Source organism: Planctomycetia bacterium (assembly GCA_015075745.1).
GTDB lineage: Bacteria > Planctomycetota > Phycisphaerae > UBA1845 > UTPLA1 > UTPLA1.
Map to the genome: position 1 here is coordinate 2,770,659 of JABTTW010000001.1, position 14,302 is coordinate 2,784,960.

Here is a 14,302-nt window from a genome sequence, read left to right on the forward strand (position 1 = left end):
CTCGTGGTAGACGGCACAAAAAACCTCTCGGCGGCTAAACGCCTGCATTCAGGTCCGACGCGACGGCATTGCCGGCGCCCTCGATCACTTGTCGCACGGTGCTCAGTACTTCGCGCGGCGAAAAGGGCTTGATGAGAACCTTCTTGATGTTCGTTCGGCCCAGCTCCTGCTCGTTGAGCGAGAATCCTCGGGCCGTCAGCATGATCGCCGGAATGTGGCTGGTGCGTGAATCGGCTCGCATCTTCGCGCAGAGCTCCAGCCCGCTTAGCAGCGGCATTTGATAATCGGTGACGACCAGGTCCGGAATCTCCGTCTGGGCGATCTCCAGTCCTTCGGCGCCGTCGGCCGCGGTCAGAACCTCGAAATCTGCATGCCTGAGTTTGGCCGAGACAACATGCAGGATGTGCGGCTCGTCATCACAAACCAGGATTCTTTCAGCACTCATAAAGTATCCCCATGTGCGATCTTTGAAGATCAGTTCTTCGTGTTCTCCCCCGCAAGCGGCAGCACTATACCGAATGTGCTCCCTTTGCCGACCTCGCTGGTCAGCGTCAGCTCGCCGCCGTGGACCGTCTCCACGATCTGCTTCACCAGGTTCAGCCCGAGGCCCGTGCCCTTGGCCAGTTGCTTGTTGGCCTCGACCCGGAAGAACTTCTGGAACATCCTGGGTAGGTCTTCCTTGGGTATCCCCAATCCCGTATCGGTGACCTCGATGCGAATCGACTTGTTCACATCCAGCGGCAACATGCGAAGCTGGACGCTCCCGCCGCTGGGCGTGTACTTCACGGCGTTGGACAAAAGATTGAGAATCGCCTGGTAGATCAGGTCGCGATCCGCCATCACCTGATACATCGTCGGCGTCAGTTCCTCGGTCAGCGTGATGCTCTTCTCCTCGGCGGCCGGACGCATCAGATCGCACGCTTCCTTCGCGACGATGGAAAGCGACACCGCCTCTTTGCTGATGCGGACCGTCCCGGCCTCGATGCGGCTGATGTTCAGCATGTTGTCGATGAGCCGGCCCAGCCGATCGGCGGACGCGTCGATGATTCCGTAGTATTCGTTCCGCGTCTTTTCGTCGCTGGCCTCGCCGTCCACGAGCATTTCCACGTACGCCCGAATCGACGAAAGCGGCGTCCGAAGCTCGTGCGCGACCTGGGCCACGAATTCGCTCTTCATGCGCGCTGCGAGCCGGTCCTTCGTGATGTCGCGCATCAGGCAAACGACCCCGTGCGACTCGACCCCGGCCATCCCGCCGGACGTGTGCGACCCGATGGGGGAGAGTGTCATCGCAAAGACGCGGTCGCCGATGTCGATTTCAATCCGCCGTTTGGCGACGCGCACCTCGGCCTCGCGCGAGTCTCGGATCGCGGCGACGATTTTCTCGTCGCTGATGATCTCCGAAACCGGCATGCGGGTGGACTGGTCGCCCTTGATGCCGAACAGCTCTTCCGCGGCCGGATTCACCTGGACCAGTTGATCGTATGCGTCGGTGACCAGCACCGGGTCCGAGATCGCCCGAAGCACGGCCTCGGCCTGCTGCTTCTGTACCCCGGAAAGGCTCAGGGCAAGTTCCATCTGCTTCTGGTCGGACTTGATTCTCTGCAACTGGCCGCTCAGCGACGTGGCGTGCTGCTCGACCGCCGACCACACCTGCTGGAGTTCATCGTCGATCGAAGGAGGCGGCGCGACATCAGCGCGCTCGCGGCCGATTCGATCCAGGGCGATGCGCAGTTCCGTGATGCGGTCTTTGCGCGCACGCCATGAGAACATCACGATCGCGATCGCCAGACCGTTGAGGGTAAACATGCCGAATTGTGCGCCGCGGCTGAATCCGCCCCCCCAGAATCCAAACGCCATTCCAGACAGGAGCCAGCATGCGGCGATCGCCAGAGGCACAATCGCGTGGATCGCCCTGAGTTGAGCGATGTACGCCCGAACGCCTGCCGGCTTGCCTGTCGCGGCGCGATAGGGCGTCGACGGCGTCAGCTCCGGCCGCGGCGCGTCGCGCTCCGCGCTCGGCGCATCGCCGGTGACGACATCGTCATCTACCTGCGACCAGGGTTTGATCTGCGTCTGCGTCATGGCTCCATTCCGCCGACATCGTCGGGACAATCGCCCGCGAATTCGGGATTGGCGGCTTCGACCCTCATGGACAACAAGTTCAGCCGTCTTGCGGCCGGTTCAAAATCTGGCTCCAGCTTCAATACCTGCCGGTACGACTCGCGCGCGGCCGTGACGTCGCCCTCAGTCTCCGCGGCCTCGCCGACGAGAAAATGGGCCGCGGCCAGTCCCGGCTCCTCCAGAATGGCGCGCTGGCCGGCCTCGCGCGACCTCGTCGAGTCCCCGCTCCGAAGCGCGACATAAGCTAGCAGTACCCAGGTCTCCGAGGTCATGGCACTGTTCGCAATCACGTGATCGAGCGACTCAATGGCCGATTCGAAATCGTTGGCCTGCACCGCTGCCCGGGCATATACGCGCCACGCCGTCATATTCTCCGGGCATTCCTTCATCACCCGGCGGAGAGCCGACATTGCCTTCGTCGGCTTCGACGTGTTCAGGTAAGCGTCGGCAAGCATGAGCAACGTGCTCGGCCGGCTCGGTTGTTCGGCGCTGGATGCGTTCTCCGCGGCCGGCTCTATGACGGCGGCGGTTTGTTCAGCAAGCGGCTCAAGGACGCGGATGGCCTCCTCGTACCGGCTTGCCCAGTGCAGCACGTTTCCGTACTCCGTCTGAAGGTTTTTATCTCCGTCGCAGATGCGCAGCGCATCGCGGCAGAACTCGACCGCGGGTCCCCTGAGCCCGACGATGCGCGCGATGCGCGAGCTCAACATGCGAAGCGACACGTTCTGATCGAAATCGATCAGCCGCGGATGAACGAGCTCGAGCGCGTCCGTCGGACGATTCATCGCCACGAGCACTTCCGCCTCGGCCAGCAGATACGCCGCCGTCTGCGGCGAAAGCTCCGCGGCCGTCGCATAATGCTCAAACGCCGATGGCAGATCGTCCTGTCGCTGGGAGATCTGACCGGCCAGGTAGTGAATCTCCGGATCGCCCGGACTCAGTGCCGCCGCAAAAGCGACAGCCTGACGGGCTTCGCCGATCTGTCCCTGGGCAAGCCGAATGCGTGCGGCGATGAGATATGCGTTTGGATCGTTCGGCATCATCGCCAATGCTTCATCGAGCGCCTTCTCGGCGGCTTCGAGACGTCCTGCCTTAAGATGCCCTTCGGCCAGTTGTAGCTTGACGCTTCCGCGCACCGAGTCCCAGCGCTCCTTGGCTGCGGCGCGCTGATTGTTTTCCATGTGCGTCGAAAGAAGGGTGCTGTCGATGCGACTACACGCCGAACTTGAAAGGGCAACCGTAAGCGCGATCAGGCGCAACGGCTGCCTTACTGCATCTCGGAGTATTCGGGTCATGGCAATTCCTCCCGCTTTGCGTCCTCAGGGGATGCGCCGTCCGATTCGCTCTTGTCCGCGGGTCCTGAACTGGTCCCCGGTCCGTCCTCTTCGCCGATGGGGCCCTCAAGGCCGCTTGGCAATTCAAACGGCGGGCCGGGTCGCCCGAACGGGGGGGTAACGGCGCCGGATTCGCTCTCAATGCGGTCGCGAACGAATCCGCGAATGCTCGATGCCTCCGACTCCCACAGCCGCTTGCCCAGGAGTTCTTCCTTCAGCTTGATGGCATGCAGATGCTGCGGGTATGCGTTGACGGCCAGTTGCGCATCCCAGATTGCCTTTTCGATGTCGCCGCGCGCCATGTGTTCCGTCGCCCATCGATAGTGAGCCTGGCTCAGGCGCTCGCGCCCGAACCACTGAACGCCCTGGCGAGCGCCCGCCCGATACCGCTCGATATCCTCGGCCACGGCCCCCGACGCTTTCTCGTCGGCCTCGCCCTTGAGGATGTGGACCGTCAGTAGAACGATGACTTCTTCGCGGACCGTCGCGTCTCGCGTTCTGCGGAAGAGCGCGCCCGCCACGGGAATGTTCCCCAATAGCGGCACCTGCCCGCGCGTCGCGGTGCCGACCTCGCGGAACAACCCGCCGATGAGGATCGTGCGCCCGTCGCGTACAAGAATGTTGGTCGTCACTTCGGTCGTCTGCTCAAACGGCAGGTTCGCCTCGGTCAATCCGCCGGTCGAATCCTTGGGATGAATCTCCATTCGGACGATGCCGTCCTTGCCGATGAACGGGCGGAACGTAAGCACCGTGCCGGTCTCAAGAAACTCAACGGTCTGAATGGCCGTCGTCTCCGTGATCGTGGTCGTCAGATAGCCGTCGCGTCGACCGACGATGACCTGGCCGACCTGCTTATTCAGCGCGAGCAGCTTGGGATTGGCCAGAATGTCCGTGTCGGTAATCTGCTCCAGCGCCCGGACGAATACACCTATCTGGTCCTTGAGGATGCCGAACGTAAACCCGCCGTCGGGCAGCCCACCGTTCAGATCGGTGCGCACCGTAAAGTTGGTGTTGTTGAGCTGCGGCGTCGGGATGTTGCCGGTGGTGATCGACTGCGCCGCCGGGCTCACGCTCGAGAGCTGGGAGAAGTCGATCCCGCCGACGGTGGTGAAGTCGATACCCAGCGAGTTGTCTTCATTGAGCGTCGCGCGAAGGATCGTGGCCTCAATCAGCACCTGTTCGGGCCGCGTATCCAGATCGGCGATGACCTGGCTGACGTTTTCGATGATGTCTTCGAAGTCGGTCACGACGATGATGTCGCCGGACGCCGTGGCATCGCCTTCCGTGTCCTCGGGTCCCGTCTCGCCGCCAAGGCCTCGTGTGGATGGCGGGGTCGTCGCGAGTTTGCCCGACGTGCTCAGCAGCGGGGCAATCAGTTCCTTGGCCGCGGCGGCATTGAGATAGGTCAGCTTGAAGACTTTGGACACAACGCGGCGCTGGGACTGCTGAAGCTTCGACAGCTCGTCGATCGGGTGAACGAAAATGAAGTTCCCCTCTTGTCGGTACCCGAGCCCGTTGGAAACGAGCATTGCATCCAGCGCCTGATCGAAGGTCACGCTGTAGAGGCTGGCCGTGACCGTTCCCGTCGCATTGCTTGACAGCACGATGTTCCGCTTCGACGGCTCCGACAGCATCCGAAGTGCGTCGGCGATGGGCAGTCCCGACACGTGCATCGTCACGCGATCGTCGAGACCGACGCGGACGAACTGCTCCGTCTCGGGCTTCGCAGCGGGTGCAGCCTTCGCCTCGGGCTCGTGCACCGTGCCGTTCAACATGTCAGGTGAGATGGTCGTATCCGGCTCCTGCGCCTCAGTTCCTCCGCCAAACGTGAACAGAGAAGCCGCGCAGAGTGATGACAGCACGAAGATCGCGCGCCGTCGGCGATTCAGGTCGACGAAGCCGGTCCGGCCGTGTCGCGGCGCCGCGTGTGCCGGCAAAGTGGTTTGCCGATTGCGCCGGGATGTAGATTCTGAGACGATAGACATACGAACTCCGCAGGAATCCGAGACATTCCATCGGTTGTCGGACCCTTGCGGTTGTGCTTTAAGGCATGGAAAGGACGCGCTGGATGCCGCCCTTATCGAGCGTAACTTGCCGATCGTCGATGCGAACGACCGAAAACCCGCGGATCTTGTCGCCCACGCGGACCAAACGTCCGGAAATGTGCGCCAGGGCCTTCGGGCCGGTCATGGTCGAGTGAAGTACAAGCTCGGCGAATTCCTTATCGATGTCTTCAGTTTCCTGGCGTCGAAAGGCCTGGTACGAGACGATGCCGCCGCCGAGCTTGCTCCAGAAGCTTCGGGCGACACTGTCCTCGTTCAAGGCTCTTTGCTCGGAACCGTCCTCCAGAATGACCAGCGGGAACTTCGACCACGCCGGCGCCTTAAACAGGTTTCGCGGCGGTGTGCGCGGCATTTCAGCGATACAAACCGTCGAACTGCCGCTGCCGCCGAGCAGCCAGTCCGCGATCTTGTGGTCGGCCTCTTCCTCTGCCGGATTCGTGGCCTTCGGCTGCGCTGGGGCAAGCGTCTCAAGCGTCGGCGGCGCGGTCGTCGCGACTGCCGCCGGGGCCGGCTGGGCCGGCGGGATGAGATCGTCCGCGGCGGCCAAGGCCGGATCGGGCTTCTTGCTGAAGAGCCCGGTTACGACAAACAGCAGGACGATGAATAGCACGCCGAGAATGGCAGACTTCTTCTTGTCCGCCATCAACTGCGTACGAAACTGCGTCAGCATGTCGTTGACATTCGCCACGATATTCGAACTCTCAATCCTCTGCGCCAGATTCCGCGTGTCCGGCGCCGCCTATGGGCGGAAGTAGGTGTGCACGACAAGATCCGCCTTGATCCTGCCGGGCTTCATTTCGTCGTTGATCAGTTTCAGCGACTCCACGTGCGATAGTCGTTTGTTCTTCTCCAGAAAGTCGAGGAACTTGACCATTGCCGGAAAGTCCGTCTGAAACGCGATGCGCACAGGAAGCACGGTGGTCCCCACCGCGAGCTTCAGTTCGTCGGGAACGCCCTCGTCAACAATGGTCTTGGCCGGGCGCGGCTCAACGACGTAATTGATGATGTCACATTTTCGAAAGCCGTCTGACAGATAGCTGAGAAACTCGCCGAATTGCCGATCCCTCGGCAATCGATGGCGAAACCCCTGCAATTGCTCGCCCAATTCGACGGTCGCAGCGTACAGGTCGCTGATGTTGCCGAGCGCCGCCTGCTTTTCCTTGACGCGCTCCACTTCCTGGGCGGCCGATGCCCGGGCTTCCTTCAGCTTCTTGACGCCCGGCGTCAAGAGACCCAGGACGAAGGCCGCGGTCAGGACAACCACGATGCCGGCGGCGGCCATGTTCATCTTTGCAGCGCTCATCGAGGATGCTTCTCCTCCGGATGCAAATCGCAGGTGAGCTTGAATCCCTGTCCCCGACGGCCGCCCCAGACGACGATGCCCTTGAGTTCCATCTGCACGCGCGACACCAGCGGCGACTCTTCGAGCAGGGCGGAGAACTGAATGACGTCCGGCGTCTCCGTGGCCAGACCGCTGATCACCAATTGCGGGGCGGAAAGCGGCTGGCTCTCGGGTTCGACGGTTTCAGCCGGCGGTGGCTGCGTCGTATCCTGCGCCTTGGTCGACTCTCGCGCCTTCTCAGTCTTGGCGTAGCGGCCCGCGGACGGCGTGGTCAGGACCAGATCCGTCAGGAATACGGTGTCGGAGATGCGCCGGCTCACATCCGAGAGCACTACCACCGGGCTGGCCTTCGATTCCAGGATCGCAAGGAGGGTCAGACCGTCTTCCAGTCGGGCCCGCTCCTGTTCCATTTCCGCTTTCTTGGAGAGATGCGTGTCGACCTGCGTCTCCTGAGACTTGACCTGCACGGTCATCGCCTGCGCCGCGCTGATTCGCTTCTGATTCGCGACGACCCAGAGAACCATGAACACAATCATCGCGCTGATGAGCGACGCCCGAAGGCGCACCGCGCCCTTCAGAGAGCGCGTCTCATGATACTGTTCCGGGATGAAATCCAGATCGATCACGTCTGACTCTCCCTCATGCCACAGGGGCGCCCACCGAGCCACAGGCCTGTGTTGAAGTTCGAATGCAGGTGGCCCCGCGAAGGGCTAGCCCCGTCGCGACGCTCCATGCAGGCGCCAGCGTCCGCTCGTCCCGTGAAAGGGCCTGCTCGATGCCCGCCATTCCCCGCAGCGGATGTCCGATCGTGCACGGAATATCGACCGATGCGGAAAACGCCCGATGCAGTTCGGGCTCGTGCGCCTCGCCGCCCACCAGCGTGAGCGTTCCGGGCCGCTGCCCACGAAACGTCACGGCAAGGTAGCGCAGGCAAAGCTGCATGTCGCGGCAGATGCGCTCGGCGATCGGGCGAATGGCATCGGCCGCTCGCGCGCGAATTTCGTCGGGAATGGCGTTGTCGGACTTCGATGGTGAGGACGCGCTCTCGTGCAGGATGCGCACTCGAAGTTCCGCCGCCTGGTCGGGCGACAGATTCAGCGCCTTGGCGACCGCCGCGTTCATCTGCTCGCCGCCGACGTCCAGCAGCTTTACGAAGCAGATGTCGGTTCCCCGGGTAATGACGATGCTCGAACCACGCCCGCCGACGTCCAGAAAGACGTTGACCGATGCCGCGTCCTCGCTTCGCCGCAGGAATCGAATAAAGCTCCGGGCCACTGCGCACGGCGTGACATCAACCGCCGTCGGTCGAAGTCCAAGGGCCTGCAGCATCTCTACCTTCGACGTCACCGCCTCCTGCGTCGCGGCGAAGACGAGTATTTCTTCTTTGATTTCCGTACCGTGACGGACCTCGCCTGCGGAGAAGAATCGCACCTGGGCAGGCTTGCCGGCCATGTCGAAACGGTCCTGGGCCTCGAATTCCACCGCCGCGGCGAGCTCTTCCGGCGGCATCTTCGGCAGGCGAATGCTCTTCATCTGGAATTCGCTGAGGCCCAATCCGGCGACGACTTCGCGGCCGCAGAAGGGCCGCGTCGCCATAGCGTCTTTTACGGCGCGCTCCAGCATCTCCGCCCGCTCCCGCGCATCGGTGATGCCCGGCGGAAGCTCGAAGTGCGTCGCGGCCTGTACGACGGGATCGCCCATGGCGTCGGCGAACTGAATCATTCGCACGCCGGTGGAGCCGAGGTCGAGACCGATCGGTCCGTGTTTTCTGCCTCTTCCGATCAACATTTTCCCCCAGAATGAGCGCAGTCTGGTTGGTTTCTGCCGGTTCCCGTATCGGCTGATGCTCCCCGCCGATTGAGGACCGCATCGCACGGTTGCGGAGAGGGCAGTGATTATGGACCCGTGAGTTATCGAACCGTGGTGGGGTGGGTGCGCCCGTGCTCTTGGGTGGGGCGAGGCGTCTTTGGGGGCTTGGTGATCGCGGATTTGAAGGTGACATAAGGTGAGTCAGCGGAGATTTTTCGATTGCAAGTCTTGCGGCGGGCGTGTGTTGGGGCGGTTCGACTTTTAGGTGGTTTTGCGTGGAAACGTCAAAACGCCAAGAAGTCAAAAAGTCAAAACGCTGGGAGGTGAGTGTGCGCGGGCTCATTAGGGAGGTCTCCTGAGTCATGCGTCCGGCCGGGTTGCGAGGGTTTTGAGTTCGGCATTGCGCGGCCATTGAGAAATCCTTCGCCGGGATTGGGTGGGTTGGTTTCTATTAATTGATCCTTGCTCGGCGTGCGCGCGGGTGTGGGCATTGGCCCGCGGGAAATGCGACCCCCTCGGGGTCGGTTTGCGCGGGGTGGGCGCGGTACAGGGGCGATGCCCCTGCCTACTAAATTTTGGCCCTTCGGGCCGGACAGGCACACTTGTAGCCCGTCGTGGGTTCATCCGGCCGGACAGGCACTCTTGTAGCCCGTCGTGGGTTCATCCGGCCGGATACGCACTCATACAGCTAGCCCGAATATTTCATCAGGTCGGCGTTGAATAGGAATAGAAAAAGCCTCGAAGCCTTGTAGACTGGGGTTTCGTAAGAACATTCCGGTCCATAGGCAGGGAGGCTTTTTCGTGACAGACTGTAACAGCAAACCGATGTTCTTTTCCAGTCTCGGCCGCAAGAAAATCGTGGCCGATTTCACAGGCGGAACGCTCACCTCAGACGCCGGGGGTCTGCTGCTTCGGGAGGTCGAGCGGCGTCTGGGCCTGGTCGATCAACTGGCCGGGGTCATCAACGACCCGCGTGATCCGGCCCGAATTCAACATGACCAGCGGGTCATGCTGGCCCAGCGCATCTTTGCCATTGCGATGGGCTACGAAGATCTCAACGACCATCAAGCCCTGCGGAGCGATCCCGTGCTGGCGGTCCTGACCGGGCGGCCGCCGAGCGCGGATGAGCCGCTGGCCAGCAGTCCGACCTTGTGCCGGCTGGAGAACCGCGTCACGCGCGGCGACCTGGCACGAATGTCGCGTGTGCTGGTGGAGCAGTTCATCGCGTCCTATGAATCGCCGCCGGAGGAATTGATCCTCGACTTCGACGCGACCGACGATCCGATCCACGGCAACCAGGAAGGCCGCTTCTTCCACGGCTATTACGACCACCACTGCTTCCTACCGCTGTATGTGTTCTGCGGCTCGCGGCTGCTGGTCTCCTACCTGCGGCCCAGCAACATCGACGGGGCCCATCACGCCTGGCCCATCCTGAAGCTGCTGGTGCAGCGCTTGCGACAGGCGTGGCCCGGGGTGCGGATCATCGTCCGCGGGGATTCCGGCTTCTGCCGCCGGCGAATGATGAAATGGTGCGACCGGCACGGCGTCAAGTACGTGCTGGGCCTGGCCCGCAACACCGTCCTGGAGAAAGCGGCCGAGTCCTTCATGCAGGCGGCCGAGGCCCAGTTCGCCACCACGCAGCAGAAGGTGCGGAACTTCCACGAGATCGAGTACGCGGCGCAGACCTGGGATCGCCCGCGCCGCGTGATCGTCAAGGCCGAGCGGCTGGTTCAGGGGCCCAACGTTCGATTCGTGGTGACCAACCTGACCGACCGCACGCCGAACGATATCTACGACGGTCTGTACACGGCCCGCGGCGACATGGAGAACCGCATCAAGGAGCAGCAGCTCGGGCTCTTCGCCGATCGCACCAGTTGCCACGCCTTCCTGGCCAATCAGTTCCGGCTGCTGTTGTCCTCGGCGGCCTACGTCCTGGTGGAAACGCTGCGCCGCACGGCCCTGGCCGGCACCGAACTGGCCGAGGCCCAGGTGAACACCATTCGCCTGAAACTCCTCAAGGTCGCCGCGCGGGTGGTCGTCTCCGTGCGCCGCGTCGTACTGCGACTGTCGAGCAGCTGCCCCCTGCAGGACCTGTGGCGATCCCTGGTTCCACGACTCCGCCTGATCCCGCCCGCCCCATCATGACCCGAAAAACAACCTGATCACCGCTTGGGGGTAAGGGGGCCCTGCGCGCCCCAACCTCCACCTTCATCCCTCCGCTCACGCACAAAGCCGAAAAACTCCGTCCATCACCATTCGAAGATCACTGATGAAATATGCGGGCTAGTCGTGGGTTCATCCGGCGGGATGCACGCTGTAGAGAACTATTCGCGGAGTCAGCGGGCCGGACTCTTATTCTTACTGCGGGGCCGATTTGAGGGCCCAAACGGGCCGCGCGAGGCGAGCTATCCCTTCACCGCTCCGAGCGAGAGGCCGCCGACGAATTGTTTTTGGGCGACGAAGAAGAGGACGATGCAGGGGATCATCGTCACGATGCTCGCGGCCATGAGGTAGTGGGCCTCGCGGAAGTCGCCGTACTGGTTTTGGAACGAGTTGAGCGCGACGGCGAGCGTCATCTGGTCTTCGCTTTGCAGGTAGATCAGGGGCCCCAGGAAGTCGTTCCACGCGAAGATGAAGGTGAAGATCGCGGTGATGGCGATGACCGGCTTGCAGATGGGCAGCATGATCTGCATCCAGATGCGCAGGTGGCCGCAGCCGTCGATGCGCGCGGCCTCGACCAGCGCCTCCGGCACCTGGGAGAAGAACTGGCGAAACATGAAGACATAGAACGGCGTGCCGAAGAACATCGGCACGACGAGCGGCAGCAGCGTGTCGATCCACCCGAAGGAGCGGAAGAGGATGAACATGGGGATCATGGTCACCTGCGCCGGGAGCATCATGGTGGCGATCATGATGATGAAGAGGGTCTCCCGCCCGCGAAAGCGCAGTCGGGCAAAGGCATACCCGACAAGGCTGCACGAGAGAATCTGCCCGACGACGCAAAGGGTGGTGACGACGGTGGTGTTGGCGAGGGCATCGAGAAAGCCGTGCCACGGCCGCGACCCCATGCGGCGAAGTGCCTCGGGATAGTTATGCCACTGAGGGTCGGAGGGCCACACGCGAAAGCCGGATGCCGCTTCGGTTGCTTGCGCCTCGGTGGACAGACTGGTGGTAAACATCCACCAGAAAGGAAAGATCATCAGGATGCTGCCGACGACGAGGATCGCCATGGCGAGGCGGTTTTTTGTTTTGGAGATCATTTCAGCGCCTCGTAGTAGACGAACCGCTTTGACGTCTTCATCAGAATCAGCGTCAGGGCGAGGATGATGAGCAGGAGCAGCCAGGCCATCGCGGACGCGTAGCCCATGTCGTGGAAGTCGAAGGCCTGGTTGTAGAGGTAGACGACGTAGAAGCGCGTCGCGTCGCCGGGGCCGCCGGCGGTCATGACCCAGGCCTGGGTGAAGACCTGGAAGGATGCGATGACGGCCATGATGACGTTGAAGAGAATGACCGGGCTGAGCATCGGGAGGGTGACGGCGAAAAACTTTCGCCAGCCGACGGCGCCGTCGATCTCGGCGGCCTCGTACATGTCCTTGGGGATGCCCTTGAGGCCGGCGAGGTAGATCATCATGGTGCCGCCGATGGCCCAGAGATTGACGATGGCGAAGGCGGGAACGCCCCAGGTCTCGGCGTCTTTCTCGAACCAAGCGGGGGTGTGCCAGCCGGTTGGCAGCAGGGGATCGATGACGGTCTTGAGCAGGCCGTGTTCGTGGTTGAAGACCCACTTCCACATGACGGCCATGCCGACGCCGGCGAGGACGCTGGGTAGATACCAGACCGCGCGGTGGACGCCGATGGATTTGAATTCGTTGTTCATGAGCATGGCCGCGAACAGGGCGGCAAGCTGGCTGGTCGGCACGGCAAGCAGGGTGTACCAGAGGGTGATCTTCAGCGCCTTGTGGAAAGACGTGTCGAGCTGCCAGAGCGTGCGGAAATTGTCGAAGCCCAGGGCCCGGGCATGTTCGAGGGTGGACATGCCGCTCCACTTGGAGAAGGCCAGCAAAAGAGAGAGGACGATCGGGAACGCGGTGAAGGCCATGAATCCGATCACCCACGGGCTGACCATGAGATTGCCGGCCAGTTCTTCGCTGAGGGCGAGGCCGCGCGGGCGACGAATCCACCAGATCGCGGCGGCGGCGAGGACGATGATCAGTACAGGGATGGAGATCCAGAGGTAGATGCTGCGCCAGGGCATCGGTGGATACTCTCGGCGAAGCAGCTCGTCGTTCTTCTGCCACTCGGCTGACACTCGGGCAAGCTGGGGCGCGATGGGTTTGCCGAGCTTGTAGATGTCCTCCAATCGGACGCGAAGCTGGTGCAGATAGCGCGGCTCCGAAGGCCAGTCGATGGGCTCGGCATATTGTGCGGCGGCAAGGAAGGCCTGACAGTTCGCGGGCTTCTGCGCAGGGTCGCAGAAGGAAGGCGAGAAGGCGACGGACTTGAGCGTCGGAATGGCGAGGCCGCCGCTGCTCATCAGGGCCTGCCCGCGCGGGCTGTTGAGGTATTTGATGAAGCGCCAGGCCTCATCGCGGTGGGGGCTCGATTTGGCGATGGCCCAGCCGGTGGTGAAGATGCCGTTGCGCGGCGGCTTGCCTTTGGCGTGTGGCAGGGGGGCGAAGTCCCAATCGAACTTGGAGATGAGTCGATAGGTGGGGCACTTCCATCGGCCGAAGGGGCCGGCCATGCCGACGTTTCCGGCGAGAAAGGGTTCGAGCAATGTTTCGAGCTGGGTCTTGGCGGATACGAGGGTGCGCTTTTCCTCGTGGAACCAGACGCGGAGCTTTTCGAGGGTGGCGATGACCTCGGGGTCTTCGAACTTGTAGGTCTTCCAGTTGTCGTCGGTGAAGTCGTATCCGTGCGTCCAGAGAAAGATTCGGACCATCGACTCCCAGGTGACGAAATCGGCGCCGTAGCAATCGGGCAGCTTTGCGATCGCGCGGGCGCGCTCGATGAATTCCTCCCAGGTCCAGTCGTCGTTGGGGGGAAACGGCACGCCGGCGCGGCGGAACAGGTCCTTGTTGTAATAGAAGCCGACGCCGGTGAAGTCCTTGGCGAGGGCGATGAGCTTGCCGCTGCCGATCCGGTTGGTTTCCTTGTCGAAGCGGAAACAGCGAAGGACCGACGGGAAGTAGTCGTCTAGATCGACGGTGGGGACGCCGGTCGCCTTGTCCTGGGCGATGAGTTCGTCGAGATCGACGACGAGGTCTTTGACGGCGATGTCGGCGGCCTTTTCGTAACCGAGGTAGAAGACATCCGGCGGGTCACCGGCGGCGAACATGGTTTGCAGTTTGGTGTTGACCTGGGCCGCCTGGCCGAGATTGGTTCGCAGAATGCGTATGCCCTGGTTTTCCGGGAGGGAGGTGAAGTCGCGGCAGAGCTGCTGGACGATGGCGTCTTCGTTCTTCTCGCCCCAGTGCAGGACGGTCAACTGCACCTGACCGGCGCGGAGCTTTTCTTTTCGCAGCGAACGCGTCCCGACCCAGGTAAACGAGAAGATCAGCACGATGGCCGCCGCGACGGCGACGATCAGCCGCAGGGTGGAAGCGATTCCATGAACGAGCTTCTGCATGAGA

General features: G+C 62.4%; 11 protein-coding genes. 1 reads left to right on the forward strand and 10 read right to left on the reverse strand.

The features are described from left to right. Positions 1–34: 34 nt before the first annotated feature. From HS101_10970 to pilM, 8 genes are read right to left on the reverse strand one after another with little or no spacing between them, the layout of a single operon-like run. Entirely contained in the window at positions 35–445 is a 411-nt protein-coding gene (locus tag HS101_10970) for a response regulator (protein ID MBE7506792.1), read from the reverse strand. Positions 446–474: 29 nt separating this feature from the next. After that, a complete protein-coding gene (locus HS101_10975) occupies positions 475–2,082 on the reverse strand; it encodes a PAS domain-containing protein (GenBank protein ID MBE7506793.1) in 1,608 nt (535 codons plus the stop codon). Beyond that, positions 2,079–3,416 carry a tetratricopeptide repeat protein gene (locus HS101_10980; GenBank protein ID MBE7506794.1) on the reverse strand — a complete coding sequence of 446 codons (1,338 nt, stop codon included), beginning with the start codon at positions 3,414–3,416 and terminating at the stop codon, positions 2,079–2,081. The genes HS101_10975 and HS101_10980 overlap by 4 nt, the downstream gene beginning before the upstream one ends. Continuing rightward, positions 3,413–5,440: a secretin and TonB N-terminal domain-containing protein gene (locus HS101_10985; GenBank protein ID MBE7506795.1), complete on the reverse strand. Its 2,028-nt coding sequence runs from the start codon at positions 5,438–5,440 to the stop codon at positions 3,413–3,415. The genes HS101_10980 and HS101_10985 overlap by 4 nt, the downstream gene beginning before the upstream one ends. 58 nt (positions 5,441–5,498) lie before the next feature. Beyond that, entirely contained in the window at positions 5,499–6,206 is a 708-nt protein-coding gene (locus HS101_10990) for a hypothetical protein (GenBank protein MBE7506796.1), read from the reverse strand. 51 nt (positions 6,207–6,257) lie between these two features. Continuing rightward, positions 6,258–6,821: a hypothetical protein gene (locus tag HS101_10995; protein ID MBE7506797.1), complete on the reverse strand. Its 564-nt coding sequence runs from the start codon at positions 6,819–6,821 to the stop codon at positions 6,258–6,260. Continuing rightward, positions 6,818–7,486 (reverse strand): hypothetical protein, encoded by a 669-nt coding sequence (locus HS101_11000; protein ID MBE7506798.1) that lies wholly within the window; start codon positions 7,484–7,486, stop codon positions 6,818–6,820. Before HS101_11000 ends, HS101_10995 begins: the two co-directional genes overlap by 4 nt. Before the next feature lie 13 nt (positions 7,487–7,499). Further along, positions 7,500–8,648: a pilus assembly protein PilM gene (gene pilM / locus HS101_11005; protein ID MBE7506799.1), complete on the reverse strand. Its 1,149-nt coding sequence runs from the start codon at positions 8,646–8,648 to the stop codon at positions 7,500–7,502. An 846-nt stretch (positions 8,649–9,494) separates the two neighbouring features. On the opposite strand from pilM, the gene HS101_11010 reads away from it, so the two are divergent. Beyond that, positions 9,495–10,814: an IS1380 family transposase gene (locus tag HS101_11010; GenBank protein ID MBE7506800.1), complete on the forward strand. Its 1,320-nt coding sequence runs from the start codon at positions 9,495–9,497 to the stop codon at positions 10,812–10,814. A gap of 260 nt (positions 10,815–11,074) precedes the next feature. On the opposite strand, the gene HS101_11015 is transcribed toward HS101_11010, so the two are convergent. Together HS101_11015 and HS101_11020 are read right to left on the reverse strand one after the other, a co-directional pair. Next, entirely contained in the window at positions 11,075–11,929 is an 855-nt protein-coding gene (locus tag HS101_11015) for a carbohydrate ABC transporter permease (protein ID MBE7506801.1), read from the reverse strand. Next, positions 11,926–14,298 (reverse strand): extracellular solute-binding protein, encoded by a 2,373-nt coding sequence (locus HS101_11020; protein ID MBE7506802.1) that lies wholly within the window; start codon positions 14,296–14,298, stop codon positions 11,926–11,928. Before HS101_11020 ends, HS101_11015 begins: the two co-directional genes overlap by 4 nt. Between the last annotated feature and the right edge of the window lie 4 nt (positions 14,299–14,302).